This window comes from Nocardia sp. NPDC004168 (assembly GCF_040610355.1).
GTDB classification, from domain to species: domain Bacteria; phylum Actinomycetota; class Actinomycetes; order Mycobacteriales; family Mycobacteriaceae; genus Nocardia; species Nocardia sichangensis.
Window position 1 is genome coordinate 54,567 of sequence record NZ_JBEXME010000017.1, and the last position, 18,491, is coordinate 73,057.

Sequence of the window (18,491 nt, forward strand, 5' to 3'; positions counted from 1 at the left end):
GCACCGCATCCGGCTCGGGCCCGGACGGCGCGACATCCCCGGACGCGCCGTCTTCGCCCGTGGCGGAGCCGGTTCCGACCGCTTCGGCGTCCGGCACGCCGAGATACGCGGCGATGACGGCGGGGTCGTCCTTGATGTCCCCGGGGAGCCCGTCGGCGATCTTGCGGCCGAACTCCAGCACCACGATCCGGTCGGTCACGCCCATCACCAGCCGCATGTCGTGCTCGATGAGCAGCACGGTGAACCCGTCGTCGCGGATCTTGCGGATCAGGTCCATGAGCGCGGACTTCTCGCTCGGATTGAACCCGGCCGCTGGCTCGTCCAGGCACAGCAGCTTCGGCTCGGTGGCCAGCGCGCGGGCGATCTCCAGGCGACGCTGGTCGCCGTAGGACAGGTTGCGCGCCTTCTCCACCGCGCGCGGAGCGATCCCGACGAACTCCAGCAGCGCCATACCGCGCTCGATGGCGTCGCGTTCCTCGCGCCGATGCCGCGGCGTCCGGAACACCGCGCCCGGCACCGAGGTCTTGTGCCGCGCGTCGGTGCCGACCACGACGTTCTCCAGCGCGGTCATCTCACCGAACAGGCGCACGTTCTGGAACGTGCGGGCGATGCCGAGGCGAGTGATCGCGTTGCGTTTGGTCTTGGTCAGCGGTTTGCCGTCGAAGTAGACCAGTCCGGAGGCGGGTTGGTAGACGCCGGTGATCGCGTTGAAGCACGTGGTCTTGCCGGCGCCGTTGGGTCCGATGAGACCGAGGATCTCGCCGCGGCGGATCTCGAAGCTCACCTGGTCCAGCGCGGTGAGCCCGCCGAACTGCACCGTGAGGCCCTCGGTCCGCAGCAGCGGCGCACCCACCGCGGTCTCGATCTCGCGGCGCGGGGCGACCACTTCCGCCACGGTCTCCGCGTCGGCGAGTTCCGGGATCACCTGGGTGACGTCGACCGTGCCCGCGGACTCGGCCTGTGGCTCGGCAGCGTAGCCCGCGGCCATGTCCTCGTTGTCGAACAGCGCGTCGCCCGCACCCGGCCCGGTCATCGGCCCGCTCCGATCGGCTCGACGGGGGCCGGTCTGCGCACGGCCTGGTACACCTGCCTGCCGTAGGTGAGCAGCTTCTGCCGCACCGGGAACAGACCCTGCGGACGCAGAATCATCATCACCACCAACGCGATGCCGAAGTACAGATATTTGAGGTCGCCCAGCGACTGCGCGCCGCCCTTGCGGAACAGCAGCACACTGCCGAGCAGCAGCAATGCCAGCACGCCGGTCACCACCATCGCGGTGATGACGCCGCGCCGCGGCCATACGCTCAGCCGGCCCGACCACAGCCGCCACGCGACGATCAGCGCGACGAACACCGCGACATCGATCGCCAGCAGGACGTACCCGGTCGACTCGTTGCTCACCAGGTTCACCGACTGCAACCTTGCGGGCAGATAGGCGATCACGAACGCGCCGAAGATCACCCCGAGCTTGTTGCCCTGCCCGCCGATGACCACCGCGCACAGGAACAGCATCGAGTTGATGATGTTGAACCCGGTGGGATTGATGAACTGCACCTGTCCGGCGTAGATCGCGCCGGACATGCCGCCCACCGCGGCGCCGATCATGAACGCCCACAGCTTGAACTTGAACGTCGGCACGCCCATGATCTCGGCCGCGTCCTCGTCCTCGCGGATGGCGACCCAAGCGCGGCCGACGCGGCTGCGCTCCAGGTTCCCGACCAAGAGCAGCACGATCACCACCAGCACCATGCCGAGCCAGTACCAATAGGTGCCGTAGCCGGCGCGGTCGAGCAGGTCGGCGCTGTCCGGGTTGCCGCTGTTGCCGCCGGAGAACACGCCTTCCGGTCTGCTCGCGGACTCGCCGACGTGCGGGTACGCGACACCCGACAGGCCGAGGCTGCCGTTGGTGATCTCGGTGAGGTTCTCCGCGAGCAACCGGACGATCTCACCGAAGCCGAGCGTCACGATCGCCAGGTAGTCGCCGCGCAGGCGCAGCGTCGGCGAACCGAGGATCAGACCGGACACCGCGGTCACCGCGACCGCGATCGGCAGGCACGCCAGCCAGGCCCATTTCGGATCGAGCCAGCCGCCGTCGGTCTGGTTCCACGGGCTGTTGGGGCTGGTGAGCAGGCCGACGGTGTAGGCGCCGACCGCGTAGAAGCCGACGTAGCCGAGATCGAGCAGGCCCGCCTGCCCGACCACGACATTGAGGCCGATGGCCAGCAGCGCGTACATCGCGACCTGCGCCATCACCAGGCCGAAATTGTAGGAAGGGGTGTTCAGCAGCGGCGGCGGGAACAGCGGGAGCAAGGCGAGCAGGAGCAGGATCGGGACGCCGACGCCCCACTGCGCGGGCCTGCTCAAGCCGTCCCACCAGGTCCTGATCGCGTCCCCGAGGCCGCGGCGCGCGGGGTCCGGCGTGGACGCCGTCGTAGTCGTGTCGGTCATGCGCGCGCCCTTCCGAGACTCTCGCCGAGGATGCCCGTCGGGCGAACCATCAGCACCAGAACGAGCACCACGAACGCGACCACGTCACGCCACTCGGTGCCGAACAGCATCTGGCCGTACTGCTCCACCACGCCGAGCACCAGACCGCCCAGCAGCGCGCCGCGCAGGTTGCCGATGCCGCCGAGCACCGCGGCGCTGAACGCCTTGATACCGAGGATGAATCCGCCGGAGTAGATGATCCCGTTCGGGATCTTCAGCGTGTACAGCATCGCCGCCGCGCCCGCGAGCACGCCGCCGATGAGGAAGGTCAGCATGATGACCCGCTCCCGCGAAACGCCCATCAACGTCGCGGTGTCGGGATCCTGCGCCACGGCGCGGATACCGCGCCCGAACTTGGTCCGGTTGATCAGGACTTCGGTGACGATCGCCAGCGCCACGGCCGCGATCACGATGAGCAGCATGATGTTGGTGACGTCCGCGCCGCCGAAACTGAACTGCACGGTGGGCTCGACGAGCCGGATGGCCTGCTGCGCGTTGGTGCCGCCGAGATCGGGGCGGATCTTCGGCAGCACGAAGTGCACCAGTTCCTGGAGGACGAACGACATGCCGATCGCGGTGATCAGGAAGGCCAGCGGCTTGGCGCCGCGCTTGCGCAGCGGACGATAGGCCACCCGCTCCAATCCGACGGCCGCGCCGCCGGATACGAGCATGCCCACCACCATCGCCAAGCCCAGGTACACGACCGTGAGCGCCACGCCCTGGGTGTAGGCGTCGGGGCCTGCCGTGAATCCGAAGATCATCAATCCGATCAACTGGCCGAACAACCCGAGCATGAAAATTTCCGAATGGGCAAAATTGATCAGCCGCAATACGCCGTACACCAAGGTGTAGCCCACGGCGACCAAGGCATAGATGGCGCCATAGGTCACGCCGTCGACGGTCAGCCGCCAGAAATTATCGATCAGCCCCTCGTAGTTGAAGTCGACCGAGCCGGCCGCGAGTTGTACCCCGGCGGCCAATGCCGTTTGTTTCATTTATTTCTGCCCTCATCCATTCGCCCACCGAACAACGGCACGTACGGGGATTCGTCCGAATCCCCGTACGTGCCGTGCGCCCGGGATCCGGGGCTACTTGACCTCGTACACCCAGATCAGCGCGTTCGACAGTTCACCGTTCGGGTTCCACTTGTACTGACGCGCGAGGCCGGCACCGTCGTACGTCCGCACATAGTCGAGCAGGTCCGGGCGGGTGACCTTCCCGCCGTCGATGCCCTTGGCCAGGATCGTGGTCAGGTCGTAGGCCTCGACCGAGTAGACGCCCGGCGCCTGACCGTTGAGCGCCTCGTAGTCCTTGGCGAACTTCTCCGGGGCCGGACCGCACGGGCACGACAGCTTCGCGCCCTTGGCCGCGCTGCCCGCCTGGGCGACGAACTGCGGGTCGTTGGTGCCGTCGGCGGAGACGAAGACCGCCTTCACGCCACCGGACTTCAACTGCTGGGCCAGCGGCGCGGCCTCGGAGTAGTAGCCGGAGTAGAAGATGGCGTCCGGATTCGCCGCCGCCACCTTGGTGACCGTCGCGGAGAAGTCCTTGTCGCCCTTCTTGATGCTGGCCGCGCACGCCGGGTCGGCGGCGGCGCCGAGGCCTTCGGTGATGGACTTCGCCAGGCCGGTGCCGTAGTCGGTGTTGTCCTGGATGACGCAGACCTTCTTGTAGCCGGCACTGTTGACCAGGTACTTCGCCACCGAGGGACCCTGCACGTCGTCGTTGGCCAGACCGCGGAAGAAGGTGGTCCAGCCGTTCTGGGTCAGCGTCGCGTTGGTCGCCGACGAAGTGACCGACACCAGGCCCGCGTCGCTGAGGATCTTGCCGGTCGCCTTCGTCTCACCGGAGAAGGCGGGACCGACCAGGCCGATGATCGAGCGGTCGTTGACGATCTGCGGGATCACCTGGGTGGCCTTCTGCGGGTCGCCCTCGGTGTCGAACTGCTTGAGCTCGATCTTGCAGCCGGGGTTGGCCTTGTTGTGCTTGTCCAGGGCCAGCTTGACGCCGTTGACGATGTTGATGCCGAGCGCGGCGTCGGGGCCGGTCAGCGCGCCCGCCATCGCGATGGCCGTGCCCGGCGCGCAGGTCGCCTTGCCGTCGCCCGCGGGATCGGCCGCCGTTGCCGCGTCGGCCTTCGGCACTTCCTTGCCCTGCTGGTCGACCTGCAGAACCGGCTGGATGGAGAGGCCGCCCGCCCCGCTGGTACCCGAGGAATCCGAACCGCTGCTGGTGGATTTGTCGCTACAACCCGTCAGCACCAGCGCGGCGGCGGCGCCGACGGCCAGAACAGCTCGCGTCGAGCGACTGCGCCATGTCGAACTAAGCACGTTTCACCTCATCTAAGTTCTGTGCTCCCCCGGGATCGCCGAGGAGGCCGACTCACATCAGCCCGGTCAGAACATAGCGTCGGTACGTTAGTTCCGCATCACATTCGGATCATGCGCGCGACATCGTTTCGAATTCTTGTTCACGACTACGTTTCGTTCGCGTAAATTTTCCCGCGAACGGCGCCGTCACTTCGGTGTCAGGTTCTCCAGCACTACCTCGGCGACCGCCTTCATCGTCGTGCGGCGGTCCATTGCGGTGCGCTGAATCCACTTGAACGCCTGCGGCTCCGAAAGGCCCTGCGTCTGCATCAGCACACCCTTGGCACGCTCCACCAGTTTGCGCGTCTCGAGTCGCTCGGCGAGATTCGCGACCTCGCTCTCCAGCGCGGTGATCTCGTGGAAGCGACTGGCGGCCAATTCGATGGCGGGCACCAGATCCGATTTCGTGAACGGCTTCACCAGGTAGGCCATCGCACCCGCGTCACGGGCCCGCTCCACCAGATCGCGCTGGCTGAACGCGGTCAGGATGACCACCGGGGCAACGCGTTTCGACGCGATCTCCGCCGCCGCGTCGATCCCGTCACGGCGCGGCATCTTCACGTCCATGATGACCAGATCGGGCCGGTGCTCGACGGCGAGGTCCACCGCCTGCTGGCCGTCACCCGCCTCGCCGACCACCTGATAGCCCTCTTCGGTCAGCATCTCGACCAGATCCATGCGAATGAGCGCCTCGTCCTCGGCGACGACGACCCGCTTCGCCCCGGCGTCCTTCTTGGTGCCGGCGCCCCCAGCTGCTGTGCTCATAGGTAGACCCCTCTGGTTCCGATGCCCTGTACCCGACCCAACCAAAGGAAAGCCGCGCTCGCACGGGGCGAGCTCCGGCCATCCTTCGGGCTGTCGAGTGATGTAAAGAGTACCTTTCACTTCGGCATAGAACGCATATACCCTGCGCAAACCGCGCCTCCGCGCCGTTCGGGCCAACCCATTTCCGTCCACGCCACCCGACCCGCTATAGTTCCACCCGGTGCGCCGAGTTGGCGGAACTGGCAGACGCGACGGTCTCAAAAACCGTTGTCCGAAAGGACGTGTGGGTTCGAGTCCCACACTCGGCACCAAGGTGGAACGCGATCTCTGCGATTGCCACTCCCTGATTCCGTCACGCGGCCCCCGCCGAGCGCAAGCGCGGTGCCACACCACGTGATGCCACGGCCACGCCTCCGCCTAAACGTCCGGCGTCGTCGGCTGCCGCAGCTTCGGCCGTGGTTGCCGTGCTTCGGCGTCTTCGGCGGTTCTGATCACCTCGCGAAGGGTTTCCCGGGCCTGCGCCAGGTCGGTCGCACGGTGATCGAGCCGGACCAGCTGGGTGCGTAGCTTCTCCAGCACCCCGGGGCAAGGGCGCAGGGAGCCCTCGTCCAGAGCGCAGGGCAGCACTTGTCGAACCAAGCGCGTCGACAGGCCCGCGGCCAGTAAGGCCCGGATCTGCCGGACGGTCTGTTCCGCGGTGCGGTCGTAGTCGCGGTAGCCATTGGCCTGCCGCTGCGGTGTGAGCAAACCGGCGTGCTCGTAGTAGCGCAGCTGACGTTCGCTGGCGCCGGTGCGTTCGGCCAATTCTCCGATCAACATGCGACGTCACTCCCGATCTCTTGACCTTGCACTGCGTCAACCTTCAACACTGCACCCGCGGCCCTATTCCTCGAACGCCACGGGAGGCAGCCCTTGATCATCGACGCGCACAGCCATGTTCACGACCCGGTGCGGACTCATATCGAACTCATGGACGAAGCGGGAGTGGACCGGGCGGTGCTGTTCGCCACACGTCCGCATCCGGAACGGGCGACCGATCTCGTGTCGCTCCGAAACGAGATGAGCGCTTTGACCGCCGCCCTCGACGGGCGCGGGAAAGACGCCGACAGCTACCGCCTGGCGTGGCAGGAACTCGACGCGGCGCTCGCGACATATCCCGATCGTTTCATCGGCTTCGGCACGGTGCGGCTCGATCTGCCCGCGTCGGAGATCGCCGAGTACGTGTACCGCGAGGTGGTCGGCCGAGGCCTGCGCGGCATCGGCGAACTGACACCACAGCCCGACAACGCGGCGCGGATCGAACCGGTCCTGCGAGCCGCCGCCGACCACGGGGGCCTTCCGGTGGTGGTCCATGGATTCGCCCCGACCACGGCCCGGGACTTGAGAACTCTGGCGGACCTCGCACGTCGGCATTCGACCGTTCCACTGATCATCAGCCAGATGGGCGGGCTCAACTGGCTGTCGGCCATCGAATTGGTCCGTGAAATTCCGAACATGTACCTCGAACTGTCCACCGCCAACGTCATATTCGCTGTTCGGCTCGCGATCGACGAAATTCCCGACCGTACTCTGTTCGGCTCGGACGCCCCCTACGGCGACCCCTTCCTTGCTCGCGCCACGGTGGAACGCGTCACCGCTTCGGGCGAAGTGCGGGAACGTGTCCTCGGCGAAACCATCGCCCGGCTACTGCAACTCTGACGCCGACCGGTCACTGCGATGGCTACCGCCGACACCCGCCGAAGCCGTGATCGACACGCCCCGGCCACTGTCGCAGCCAACCGTGTACCAGCGGATGGCGATGGGTACTCGACGGCCGGGGCGATATCGCGGATGGCGAGCATGCGTCCTCATCGAACCGATCCGAGTGTCGAATCGTTGTCCCTGTGGCGGCATTCGACATCCGGGGCCAGCGGAGGTATGCGATGCGAGTGAACAGGACCACCGTGGATCTGTCGGAGTATCCGGATCTGGTGGTCATCTATATCGGCATGCGGGTGCGGCGGCCTCGGGGGATGCTGCGGTTGCTCGGGCTGGGGCCGAAACTCTATCGCTCGCACAAGGATCGTCCGGACGGGTTGCTGCTGCACGAAGATCTCGTGTGGGCGCTGTTCCCGCCGCATTGGGGCGCACGGCAGTACTGGCGTGATCTCGAGAGCCTCGAAGCCTGGACCCGGACGGCACCACATCGGGACTGGTGGCGGGAGTTCCTGCGCGACTCCGGCGGCACCGGCTTCTGGCACGAGGCGTACTTCGCTCGTGGCGGCATCGATGCCATGTACGACGACATGGACCCCGCGACAGGACTCGCGCGGTTCGCGCCCGTGGTCGCCTCGCGCGGTCAGCGCTTCTCCACTCGCGGTCGGGTCCAGGGCAGACCGGCCGGGGTCGAGCCCGTGGTGAGCGAAAACGCTTACTACGGCAGCGAATCCGAGTAGCCTGCGCGCGCTGTCATATCACGAAGCAATCACAATGCAGCGTTTGAATGCCTGCGCGCCGGGGTACAGCAAGAAGGAGAATCGAACAGCACCACTCCTCGGAGTGACGTACGTCGCAGGCCAGAGGCCGGAAGCGGCGCACTTCGTGTACGGCGCGCTACGAGCAGATGAATATGTTGTTCCCACATGTGGGACTAACGACTCATGCCCTTCTGATAGCCTGTGCGCCGTTTATCGTTATCGGTATGCACGTCTTGTTCGTCTGCAACGGCAACGTTTGCCGTTCGGTGATCGCCGAGCGGCTCACGCGCGCCCTCGCGGTCGAACACGATCTCCCCTACCTCACCGCCGAAAGCGCGGGAACCCGTGCGCTGGTGGGATTTCCCGTCGAGCCACTGGCCGCGCAGACCATCACCGGGCTCGGCGCCGACGCGAGCAACTTCCGGGCACGTCGCCTGAAGCCGGAGCTGGTCGACAAGGCCGACCTGGTGCTCACGATGACCGAGCAGATCCGCGACCAGGTGGTCGACCTGGCCTTCGGCGCCGGAGCGCGCACCTTCACGCTGCTGGAGGCCCATCGCATCGCGCACGTCACCGGCGCGCGCACGGTCGCCGAATTGCACCGGGCGCGCAACGATCTGTCGCTGGTCGGCCGGGAGAACATCGCCGACCCGGTCGGGCTGTCCCCCCAGGCGTTCTGCGAGGTCGGCGACCGCATCGCCGAGGCGCTGGTGCCGCTGCTGCTCGCGCTCGCCCCGCACGAGCAGCCGCGCTGGCCGCACGACGAGCGCCGTGGACTGGTGATCCGCCCCGGCGGCGCACCGGCGCCGCTGGCGACATTCCTCGCCGCCCAACGCACCCGGTGACCGCGGGCGAAAACCGCACGCGACAGCGCACGCAGCCGTCGCGTATCGAACCTGTTATCAACGGGCTGTGTTCATTTCCGCGTCGGACGCACTAAACTCCCGCCGGACAACACTCTCCGCCGTTGCTGGTTCGACACAGGACAGGAATCAGACATGCCGAAACGCATTTCGGATGTTTCGCTCCATGTTTATGTGACACCGGAAACTCTCGAACGCGTCGTCGACACCGTGCGCGAGGTGGTCGACGACCATCTCACCGACCGGGACGTGTTCGCCTGGCGCTTCACCCTGCCGGTCGACGCCGACGACCCGGCCCACGCGGCTCTCGAGAGCCGCTGCCCCGCGGATCCGCCCGGCGACCGCTCGGACCGTCGCGGCACCTACGAGATCGCGCTCAGTCTGGTCGGCGCACCCGACCAGCTGACCGACGACCATATGGCCGCACTGGAACGCCAACTGCTGCAGCGCATCTCAGGGCTGGCGCGAACCGAGCCGGGATCGGATATCCCGGTCTCGATCCGCGCATCGCAACGCACCGACGTCGATCTCGACATCGATCGCGATCTCGAACTGCTGTAACTCCGGACCTCAGCGCCGCGAGGGGAAGTGGCGGATGAGTCCCTCTTGCACCGTGGTGGCCAGCAGATCGCCGCTGCGGGAGTAGAAGCGGCCGGTCGCCAGGCCACGGGAGCCCGCGGCCACCGGCGATTCGGTGCAGTACAGCGCCCACTCGTCGAAACGGAAGGGGCGGTGGAACCAGATCGAATGGTTGACCGTGGCCGCGACGATGCGGTCCAGACCCCACGACAGCCCGTGGGTGGTGATGATCGAGTCCAGCACCGTGGTGTCGGACGAGTAGCCCAGCGTCGCCACATGGATCAGCGGATCGTCGGGCAGCCTGCCGTCCGCGCGCATCCACACCCGGTTGTGGTTGAGCCGCTCCCCCGTGCCCTTCAGGATCCACGCCGGATCGTTGGTGTAGCGCATGTCGATCGGATGCGGCGCCTTGACGAACATCTCCAGCTTGTCCTCCAAGCCTTCGAAGCTCTCCTCGACCCGCGGCAGTGTCTCCGGGTCCGGCACCTCCGGCTGGGCATGCGCGTGCTCGAGTCCCCTGCCCCAGTCCTGGAACGCGGCGAGCATGACGAACAGCTCCTGGCCGTCCTGGCTGGCGGTGACCGTGCGGTTGGCGAACGCCCGGCCGTCGCGATGACGGTCCACCCGGTACTCGATCGGCTTCTTCACATCGCCGCCGCGCACGAAGTGCGCGTTGACCGCGTGCACCGGCCGGTCGCCGACCGTGCGGCCCGCGGCGATGATCGCCTGCGAGACGAGCTGACCGCCGAAGGTACGGCTCCACACCTTCTCCGGGTGCTGGCCGACGAACACGTCCTCGTCCATCTGCTCGAGATCGAGCAGGGCAAGCAGCACATCCAGGTCGGAACGCTGCGTGCCGTCCGCGACGTCGACGGGGCTGCTCAGGGAAGCACTCACTAATGGTCCTCCTCACCGATTCGGTGAACGTGGATCAGGTTGGTGGAACCGACGGTACCGGGCGGCGACCCGGCGACGATGACCACCAGGTCACCCTTCTGGTATCGGTCCATCGACAAAAGTGCTACATCCACCTGGTGGATCATCGCGTCGGTGCTGCTCACGGTCGGCACGATGAAGGTCTCGGTGCCCCAGGTGAGCGCCAGCTGGCTGCGGACCTCGGGCAGCGGCGTGAACGCCAGCAGCGGCAGCGGGGTGTGCAGGCGGGCCAGGCGGCGCACCGTGTCGCCCGACTGGGTGAACGCGACCAGCGCCTTGGCGTTGAGCCGCTCGCCGATGTCGCGGGCGGCGTAGGAGATCACGCCGCGCTTGGTGCGCGGCACGTGGGTCAGCGGCGGCACCCGGGTCGACTCGGTCTCCACCGCGTGCACGATGCGCGCCATCGTGCGCACCGTCTCGATCGGGTACTTGCCCACCGAGGTCTCGCCCGACAGCATCACCGCGTCGGCGCCGTCGAGCACCGCGTTCGCGACGTCGGAGGCCTCGGCGCGGGTGGGGCGGGAGTTCTCGATCATCGATTCCAGCATCTGCGTGGCGACGATGACCGGCTTGGCGTTCTCGCGGGCCATCTGGATGGCGCGCTTCTGCACGATCGGAACCTGCTCCAGGGGCAGCTCGACACCGAGATCGCCGCGCGCGACCATGACCGCGTCGAAGGCCAGGACGACGGCCTCCAGGTTGTCGATCGCCTCCGGCTTCTCCAGCTTGCCGATCACCGGCACCCGGCGGCCCACCCGGTCCATCACGTCGTGCACGAGCTCGACATCGGACGGGGACCGCACGAACGACAGCGCGATGAAGTCCACGCCGAGCTTCAGCGCGAATTCCAGGTCCTCGATGTCCTTCTCCGAGAGCGCGGGGACCGACACGTCCATGCCCGGCAGCGAGACGCCCTTGTTGTTGGAGACCGGCCCACCCTCGGTGACCCGGCAGACCACGTCGTTGCCATCGACGCGGGTGACGATGAGGCCGACCTTGCCGTCGTCGACCAGCAGGCGATCGCCGGGCTTGGCGTCCTGCGCGAGTTCCTTGTAGGTGGTGGACACGCGGTCGTGGGTCCCGTCGATGTCGTCGACGGTGATGCGGACCTCTTCACCCGTCGCCCAGACGGTCTTGCCTTCCAGGAAGCGGCCGAGGCGGATCTTGGGACCCTGCAGGTCGGCGAGAATGCCGACCGCCCGGCCGAGGTGGTCGGAGGCCTGACGCACCTTCTTGTAGTTCTCGGCATGGTCCGCGTGCTCGCCATGGCTGAAGTTCAGCCGAGCCACGTCCATGCCGCTCTCGACGAGTTCGCGGATACGGTCCTCGGTGGCAGTGGCCGGTCCGAGCGTGCACACAATCTTCGTCCGTCGCATCACGGGTAGAGCCTAGTCCCGCTCGGTGGGCAGGTCCCGCCGTGGCCATGGTGAATCCTTGGTGAAAAAAATGAACGACAGCTCCATAGCAGGTACAAACGGATATTCAGCGAGCGACATGACGGGCCAACCTCGTTTCCAGCCGGGTCTGCCCGAACCCGAGGATCAGGCAGATCACCCAGTAGTACAGCGCCGCGACTCCGTAGAGCGCGAAGAAGTCGAAAGTGGGGGCGGCGGCGAGCTGGGCGACGCGCAGCAGTTCGGTCACCAGGATGGTGGAGGCCAGTGAGGTGTCCTTCACCAAGGAGATCAAGGTGTTCGACAGCGGCGGCACGGCGATGCGCGCGGCCTGCGGCAGGATGACCAGCCGCAGCATCATCGGGTACGACATGCCGAGCGCCTGCGCCGCCTCCCATTGCCCCGTGGCGACGCTCAGGATGGCGGCGCGCACCACCTCGGCCGCGTACCCGCCGACATTGAGACTGAACGCGATCACCGCGGCGGGAAAGGGGTCGATCACGATGTCGAACTGCGGCAGCGCGTAGAACACGATGAACAGCTGCACCAGCAGCGGTGTGCCGCGAATGAGGGAAATGTAGAAGCGGGCCGCCGCCGACAACGGCCGCACCGGCGACATCCTGGCCAGCGCGACGAACAACGCGAGCGCGAGGCCGATGGCGAAGCTGATGGCGGTGAGCGGAAGGGTCTTGGTGACGGTGGCCTGCAGCATCGGCCACAGGTTGTGCCAGATGAGGTCCCGGGTGGCGGCGTCCATGAACGATGTCGGCTACTGGCTGACGTCTGTCCCGAAATACTTCTCGGAGATCTTCGCCAAGGTGCCGTCGGCGCGCAGCTGGTTCAGCGCGTTGTCCACGTCGGTGATCAGCGCGTCGCCCTTGCGCGCGGCGAACGCCTGCTTGCTCACCGATCCGGTCCGGCCCGCGATCTTCACGCTGGTGTCGCCGGTCTTCTTGGTGTATTCGGCGACGGCGAGATTGTCGTTGACGGTGGCGTCCACGCGGCCGTTCTTCAGCAGCTGGATGGCCTGCACGAAACCTTCGACGGCCTCGACCTTCGCACCCGCGTCGGTGGCGACCTTGCTCCAGTTGCTGGTGGCCGACTGCGCGCAGGTCTTCCCGTTGAGATCGGCGAGACCGGTGACGGCGTTGTTGTCGGCGCGGGTGACGATCACGCCCGCCGATGTGGTGTAGGGCGCCGACAGCGCGTACTTGACCGTGCGCTCGTCGTTCACGGTCACCTGGTTGGCCACCAGGTCGAAGCGCTTGGATTCCAGGCCCGCGAAGATGGCGTCCCACGGAGTCTGCACGAACTCGACCTTCTTGCCGAGCTTGGCACCGACCGCCTGGATCACCTCGACGTCGTAGCCGGTGAGCTTGCCGTCGGAGCCCTGGAAACTGAACGGGGAGTAGGTGCCCTCGGTGCCGACCTTCAGCACATTCGGGTCGGTGTCACCGCACGCGCTCAGTCCGGTGGCGGCGACGATGGCGAGCATGACGGCGGCGAACAGCTTGCGACGCACGGAATCCCTCTCTTCGGTGCGTGGAGCTCCACACACGGCACGCGAGTCCGGTCATGCTACGCCAGGATTTTCGCCGGCGACAGTATCGCGATCACGATGCGCGGAACGGTTGTGCTCGGCGCACGACACCGCGGAGGCGGGGCTCCCCGCGCCCGCCTCCGCGGTCTGCCGATGCCGCGATCAGTCGCGCAGCGGGCGACCGTCGCTGTCCGGTACCTTGCCGGTGAGCATCAGGATTCCGTCGACGACGCCCCAGATCCAGCCGACGGTGAAGCAGGTGAGGACGCTCACCACCAGCTGGGCGATGCCGAGGCCGGTGTACCCCAGGTAGAAGCGGCCGACACCGAAACTGCCGAGGAAGATCTGCAGCAGGCCCGCGACCAGTTTCTGCTTGTCCGACAGCGGAACACCGAACGGGTCGCGGCCCCAGGGCGCCTCCGGGTCGTTCGGGTTGTAGCCCTGCGGGCCGACCGGGTACGGCGCGGCCGGGTAGCCACCGGGCTGCTGGCCGTAGGCTCCGACGGGCTGGCCGTACTGGGGCTGCTGGCCGTAAGGGTCCGGCGGCGGGCTGTACTGCGGCTGGCTCTGTTCCTCCAGCGGCTTGGTCAGGTCAGGGCCGGTGCCCGGCGGGCCGTACTGCGGGCCTCCGGCGCCCGGATTCTGCTGGTAAGGGTCGGTCACTCATGTCCTCCTCATTAGTGCGGGCACCCTCTTGTCGGCCCCCGGCCTCACTGGATCGCCGAACCGCGGCTCGTCACGATCACGAGTCATTGTCACCGGGAACGACCGGGTTGTCGCCCCCGGAGCGTTCGGCGCTACCAGTGGTTATCGCGGCGGATCGCCCGATCGTTGCCGCGGAGGAGAATCGAGGCCGCCCGCGACGGATCGGGCCGTCGCGGCGACCGGCGGCGATCAGCCCTTGTCCGACGCTGCCGTGCCGGAATTCGTTTTCGCCGAACCGTTTTCGGAGCCATCGGGATGTCCGCCCAGCTCGGCAGCGGACGTCCCGGTCTCGGCTGCGTCGGCGGCGGACCCGGCCTTCTCGAATTCGCCGGTACCCGAGGACTTCTCGGTCGGCGCCGCTGCGGCGGCACGCAGCGCGCGGAGCTGCCACGGCCACGGCCGGGGGCTCGCGCCGGGTTGCAACTGCTCGGGCGTCTCGCGTCCCTTGGTGGCGAACACGAAGTAGGCGATCGCGGCCAGGAACACGAGGGCGGAGGTGAACGAGTTGATCCGGATGCCCGCGATCTTCGTCGCCTCGTCGGCGCGCATCAGTTCGACGAAGAACCGTCCGAAGCAGTAGCCGGCGACGTACAGCGCGAACAGCCGTCCGTGACCGATCCGGAAACGCCGGTCCACGTACACCAGCAGCACGACGACCAGCAGGTTCCACAGCAGCTCGTACAGGAAGGTGGGGTGCACGATCTTTTCGACCACGCCGGTGGAGCCGCCGTTCATCATGTCGAGCTGACCGTCGTCGCCCACCCGCCGGTAGATCTCCAGGCCCCACGGCAGGTCGGTCTCGCGCCCGTAGAGCTCTTGGTTGAAGTAGTTTCCGAGCCTGCCGATGGCCTGCGCCAGCAGGATCGGCGGCGCGACCGCGTCACCCAGAGCGGGCAACGGGATCTTGTATACCCGGCAGCCGATCCACGCTCCGATGCCGCCCAGCAGCACCGCACCCCAGATGCCGAGCCCGCCTTGGTAGATCTTCAGCGCGTCGACCGGGTGGCCGCCCGCGCCGAAGTATTTCTGCCAGTCGGTGGCCACGTGGTAGAGCCTGCCGCCGACCAGGCCGAACGGCACCGCGAACATCGCGACGTCCAGGATCGCGCCGGGCTGGCCGCCGCGAGCGCGCCAGCGCCGTTCGCCCCACCAGATCGCGACGATGATGCCGAGGATGATGCACAGGGCATACGCCCGCAGCGGGAACGGACCGAGCTGCCAGACGCCGCGCGCGGGGCTGGGGAGGTAGGCCAGCACGGCGCCGCTGACGCCGCCGTCGGCCAGGACACTGTCTGCGAGGACTCGTAACGTCACGGGGCCACCGTAGCGGAGATGCTCGACCGGCCCGCCACCACCGCACCGCCCTCGCCGCGTCGGGGTTCGCCGAAGACGCCCAGAGCACGCCCGTGCCGAGCCCGGATCATGGCGATTCGGCGGCTACCGGGTCCGAAGTCCGGAAGTCGGAGCCCGTCGGACGGGCTTCGAAACCGTGCGCTGCGCCGGACTCCGACCGGTTGCTAGGACGCGACGGTCGCCGACCGCACGCCTTCGGCCAGCTCCGCGGTGAGTGCTCGCACCGCGTCCAGCCCTCGGCCCGCCGCGCTCACCAGCGCCGAGCCGACGATGACGCCGTCGGAGTAGGACGCGATCTCGGCGGCCTGCTCGCCCGAGCGGACGCCGAGGCCGACGCCGATCGGGATGTCGGAGTGGGCCCGGATCCGCGCGCACAGGGCGGGTGCGGCCGAGGACACCACGTCCCGCGCGCCGGTCACGCCCATGGTCGAGGCCGCGTAGACGAAGCCGCGACTGGCCTCCAGCGTCTTCACCAGGCGTTCCTCGGTGGACGACGGCGCGACCAGGAAGATGCGGTCCAAGTTGTGCGTGGACGAGGCGATGAACCAGTCGTCGGCCTCTTCCGGAATCAGGTTCGGGGTGATGATGCCCGCGCCGCCCGCGGCGGCCAGATCCCGCGCGAAGCGATCCACGCCGTACTGGAGCACGGGATTCCAGTAGCTCATCACGACGGCCTTGCCCCCGGCTTCGGTGATCGCCTCGACCACCGCGAACACGTCGCGTACCCGCACACCGCCGCGCAGCGCCTGTTCGGCGGCGGCCTGGATGGTCGGGCCGTCCATCACGGGATCGGAGTAGGCGACGCCGACCTCGACGATGTCGCATCCGGCTTCGACCATCGCGCGCACGACCTCGATCGAACCGGCCAGGTCGGGGTAGCCCGCGGGCAGGTAGCCGATCAGTGCCGCGCGGCCCTCGGCTCGGCAGGCGGCGAAGGTGTTCGCCAAGCGGGACTGCTGGCTCACCGGCCCTCCTCCTTCGGCTCGTCGAACAGCCCGAACCACCGCGCTGCCGTGTCCATGTCCTTGTCGCCCCGGCCGGAGAGGTTTACCAGGATGATCGCGCCCTCGCCGAGTTCCATGCCCAGTTGCAGGGCGCCTGCCACCGCGTGCGCCGACTCGATCGCGGGGATGATGCCCTCCTTGCGACTGAGCAGCAGCAGGGCGTCCATCGCCTCGGTGTCGGTGATCGGCCGGTATTCGGCGCGGCCGACGTCCTTGAGGTAGGCGTGCTCGGGTCCGACGCCCGGATAGTCCAGGCCCGCCGAGATCGAATGCGACTCGATGGTCTGGCCGTCCTCGTCCTGCAGCAGGTACGAGTAGGCGCCCTGGAACGCTCCCGGCGTCCCGCCGGTGAACGTGGCCGCGTGCCTGCCGGTGTCGACGCCGTCACCGGCCGCTTCGTAACCGATCAGCCGGACGTCGGGGTCGTCGAGGAACGCGTGGAAGATGCCGATGGCGTTGGATCCGCCGCCGACGCAGGCGACGACCGCGTCGGGCAACCGGCCGGTGGTGGCTTGCACCTGGGCGCGGGCCTCCAGGCCGATGATGCGCTGGAAATCGCGCACCAGCATCGGGAACGGGTGCGGGCCCGCGGCGGTGCCGAAGCAGTAGTAGGTGTCGTCGGCGTTGGTCACCCAGTCGCGCAGCGCCTCGTTGATGGCGTCCTTGAGCGTCTGCGAACCGGAGGTCACCGAGATCACCTCGGCGCCGAGCAGGCGCATCCTGGCCACGTTGAGCGCCTGGCGCGCGGTGTCGACCGCGCCCATGTAGACGACGCAGTCCAGGCCCAGCAGCGCGCAGGCGGTCGCCGTGGCGACGCCGTGCTGGCCCGCGCCGGTCTCCGCGATCACCCTGGTCTTGCCCATCCGCTTGGCGAGCAGCGCCTGGCCGAGCACATTGTTGATCTTGTGCGAGCCGGTGTGGTTGAGGTCTTCGCGCTTGAGCAGGATGCGGGCGCCGCCCGCCTGCTCGGACAGCCGCTTGCACTCGAACACCGGCGACGGGCGGCCGGTGTAGTCGCGCTGCAGCCGATCGAGTTCGTTGAGGAAGGAGTCGTCGAGCCGGGACTTCTCGTACTCGGCGGTGACCTCCTCGATGACGGCCATCAGCGCTTCCGGCACGTGCCTGCCGCCGTAGACGCCGAAGTGCCCGCCCACGTCGGGCTCGTGGCCGCTGCGCTGGGCGACGCCGTCGCTGGCCTGAGGTACCGCCGCCACGCCGGTCACCGACCCCGCCGTGCCGGCTTCGGGCAGGAGGGGTGGGTGCCCGCGGTCACCAGCTCGGAGACCGCCGCGCGGGGGTCGCCACTGGTCACCAGCCCCTCGCCGACGAGCACGGCGTCCGCGCCCGCGCCCGCGTAGGCCAGCAGGTCGGCGGTGCCGCGGATGCCGGACTCGGCGATCCGGATGACCTCGGTGGGCAATCCGGGCGCGATCCGCGCGAACACGTCGCGGTCGACCTCGAGTGTCTTGAGGTTGCGGGCGTTGACGCCGATCACCGACGCGCCCGCCTCCAGCGCGCGGTCGGCCTCCTCCTCGGTGTGCACCTCGACCAGCGCGGTCATGCCAAGCGACTCGGTGCGGTCGATCAGGGAGGACAGCACGTCCTGTTCCAGCGCCGCGACGATCAGCAGGATGACGTCCGCGCCGTGCGCGCGCGCCTCGTGGATCTGGTACGGGCCGACGACGAAGTCCTTGCGCAGGATCGGGATGCTCACCGTGGCGCGGACCGCGTCCAGGTCGTCCAGCGACCCGTTGAAGCGGCGGCCCTCGGTGAGCACGCTGATGATCCGCGCGCCACCGTCCTCGTAGGCCTTGGCCAGACTCGCCGGGTCCGGGATGTCCGCCAGCTCGCCCTTGGACGGACTTGCTCGCTTGACCTCGGCGATCACGCCGATGCCGTCCTCGAGCAGCGCCGCGCGGGCGTCCAGCGGCGCGGGAGCCGCCGCGGCGGCGGCCTTGACCGCCTGGAAGTCCAGCAGGGCTTCCCGAGCGGCCACATCCGCGCGGACCCCGTCGAGAATCGAGTCGAGTACCGTCATCT

18 protein-coding genes, 1 tRNA gene and 1 pseudogene are annotated in these 18,491 nt (G+C 67.9%); 5 read left to right on the plus strand and 15 right to left on the minus strand.

What is annotated here, in order from left to right:
- Positions 1 to 88: 88 nt before the first annotated feature.
- The 5 genes and pseudogenes from ABZW96_RS26075 to ABZW96_RS26095 form a co-directional block, all read right to left on the minus strand.
- A pseudogene (locus tag ABZW96_RS26075) lies at positions 89 to 1,033 on the minus strand (ABC transporter ATP-binding protein); the annotation flags it as partial.
- The gene (locus ABZW96_RS26080) at positions 1,030 to 2,448 is read right to left on the minus strand and encodes a branched-chain amino acid ABC transporter permease (RefSeq protein WP_355078247.1); all 1,419 of its coding nucleotides are present in this window, start codon (positions 2,446 to 2,448) and stop codon (positions 1,030 to 1,032) included. The gene ABZW96_RS26080 and the pseudogene ABZW96_RS26075, both read right to left, overlap by 4 nt.
- Entirely contained in the window at positions 2,445 to 3,482 is a 1,038-nt protein-coding gene (locus ABZW96_RS26085) for a branched-chain amino acid ABC transporter permease (protein WP_355078248.1), read from the minus strand. The genes ABZW96_RS26080 and ABZW96_RS26085 overlap by 4 nt, the downstream gene beginning before the upstream one ends.
- Before the next feature lie 93 nt (positions 3,483 to 3,575).
- Positions 3,576 to 4,775 (minus strand): branched-chain amino acid ABC transporter substrate-binding protein, encoded by a 1,200-nt coding sequence (locus tag ABZW96_RS26090; RefSeq protein WP_355078345.1) that lies wholly within the window; start codon positions 4,773 to 4,775, stop codon positions 3,576 to 3,578.
- Positions 4,776 to 5,003: 228 nt separating this feature from the next.
- Positions 5,004 to 5,621, minus strand: coding sequence for an ANTAR domain-containing response regulator (locus ABZW96_RS26095; RefSeq protein ID WP_039797267.1), 618 nt, complete (start codon positions 5,619 to 5,621; stop codon positions 5,004 to 5,006).
- A gap of 224 nt (positions 5,622 to 5,845) precedes the next feature.
- On the opposite strand from ABZW96_RS26095, the gene ABZW96_RS26100 reads away from it, so the two are divergent.
- Positions 5,846 to 5,932 (plus strand) — tRNA-Leu (locus tag ABZW96_RS26100).
- A 106-nt stretch (positions 5,933 to 6,038) separates the two neighbouring features.
- Here ABZW96_RS26100 and ABZW96_RS26105 read toward each other — a convergent pair.
- Positions 6,039 to 6,440, minus strand: a complete 402-nt coding sequence (locus ABZW96_RS26105) for a MerR family transcriptional regulator (protein ID WP_355078249.1) — start codon at positions 6,438 to 6,440, stop codon at positions 6,039 to 6,041.
- Between the two features lie 93 nt (positions 6,441 to 6,533).
- Between ABZW96_RS26105 and ABZW96_RS26110 the strand changes: the two genes are divergently transcribed.
- From ABZW96_RS26110 to ABZW96_RS26125, 4 genes are all read left to right on the plus strand, one after another.
- A complete protein-coding gene (locus ABZW96_RS26110; protein WP_355078250.1) occupies positions 6,534 to 7,319 on the plus strand; it encodes an amidohydrolase family protein in 786 nt (261 codons plus the stop codon).
- 224 nt (positions 7,320 to 7,543) lie between these two features.
- Positions 7,544 to 8,056, plus strand: a complete 513-nt coding sequence (locus ABZW96_RS26115; RefSeq protein WP_355078251.1) for a DUF4188 domain-containing protein — start codon at positions 7,544 to 7,546, stop codon at positions 8,054 to 8,056.
- Between the two features lie 245 nt (positions 8,057 to 8,301).
- A complete protein-coding gene (locus ABZW96_RS26120) occupies positions 8,302 to 8,922 on the plus strand; it encodes a low molecular weight phosphatase family protein (protein WP_355078252.1) in 621 nt (206 codons plus the stop codon).
- Between the two features lie 192 nt (positions 8,923 to 9,114).
- Positions 9,115 to 9,501, plus strand: a complete 387-nt coding sequence (locus tag ABZW96_RS26125) for a hypothetical protein (RefSeq protein ID WP_355078253.1) — start codon at positions 9,115 to 9,117, stop codon at positions 9,499 to 9,501.
- Positions 9,502 to 9,510: 9 nt separating this feature from the next.
- Here the strand turns inward: ABZW96_RS26125 and ABZW96_RS26130 are convergent, their stop codons facing one another.
- From ABZW96_RS26130 to trpC, 9 genes are all read right to left on the minus strand, one after another.
- On the minus strand, positions 9,511 to 10,323 hold the full coding sequence (locus ABZW96_RS26130; protein WP_355078346.1) for an acyl-CoA thioesterase II: 813 nt from the start codon (positions 10,321 to 10,323) through the stop codon (positions 9,511 to 9,513).
- Between the two features lie 92 nt (positions 10,324 to 10,415).
- Entirely contained in the window at positions 10,416 to 11,834 is a 1,419-nt protein-coding gene (gene pyk / locus ABZW96_RS26135; RefSeq protein WP_355078254.1) for a pyruvate kinase, read from the minus strand.
- A gap of 103 nt (positions 11,835 to 11,937) precedes the next feature.
- A complete protein-coding gene (locus tag ABZW96_RS26140; RefSeq protein WP_355078255.1) occupies positions 11,938 to 12,606 on the minus strand; it encodes an amino acid ABC transporter permease in 669 nt (222 codons plus the stop codon).
- Positions 12,607 to 12,618: 12 nt separating this feature from the next.
- Entirely contained in the window at positions 12,619 to 13,344 is a 726-nt protein-coding gene (locus ABZW96_RS26145; protein ID WP_355078347.1) for an amino acid ABC transporter substrate-binding protein, read from the minus strand.
- 207 nt (positions 13,345 to 13,551) lie between these two features.
- Complete coding sequence (locus tag ABZW96_RS26150; RefSeq protein WP_355078256.1) at positions 13,552 to 14,052, minus strand: NINE protein; 501 nt, start codon at positions 14,050 to 14,052, stop codon at positions 13,552 to 13,554.
- Positions 14,053 to 14,283: 231 nt separating this feature from the next.
- A complete protein-coding gene (lgt, locus tag ABZW96_RS26155) occupies positions 14,284 to 15,408 on the minus strand; it encodes a prolipoprotein diacylglyceryl transferase (protein ID WP_355078257.1) in 1,125 nt (374 codons plus the stop codon).
- Positions 15,409 to 15,611: 203 nt separating this feature from the next.
- Positions 15,612 to 16,412, minus strand: a complete 801-nt coding sequence (trpA, locus tag ABZW96_RS26160; RefSeq protein ID WP_355078258.1) for a tryptophan synthase subunit alpha — start codon at positions 16,410 to 16,412, stop codon at positions 15,612 to 15,614.
- Complete coding sequence (gene trpB, locus ABZW96_RS26165; RefSeq protein ID WP_355078259.1) at positions 16,409 to 17,674, minus strand: tryptophan synthase subunit beta; 1,266 nt, start codon at positions 17,672 to 17,674, stop codon at positions 16,409 to 16,411. The genes trpA and trpB overlap by 4 nt, the downstream gene beginning before the upstream one ends.
- The gene (gene trpC, locus ABZW96_RS26170; protein ID WP_039797261.1) at positions 17,671 to 18,489 is read right to left on the minus strand and encodes an indole-3-glycerol phosphate synthase TrpC; all 819 of its coding nucleotides are present in this window, start codon (positions 18,487 to 18,489) and stop codon (positions 17,671 to 17,673) included. Before trpC ends, trpB begins: the two co-directional genes overlap by 4 nt.
- Positions 18,490 to 18,491: the final 2 nt, after the last annotated feature.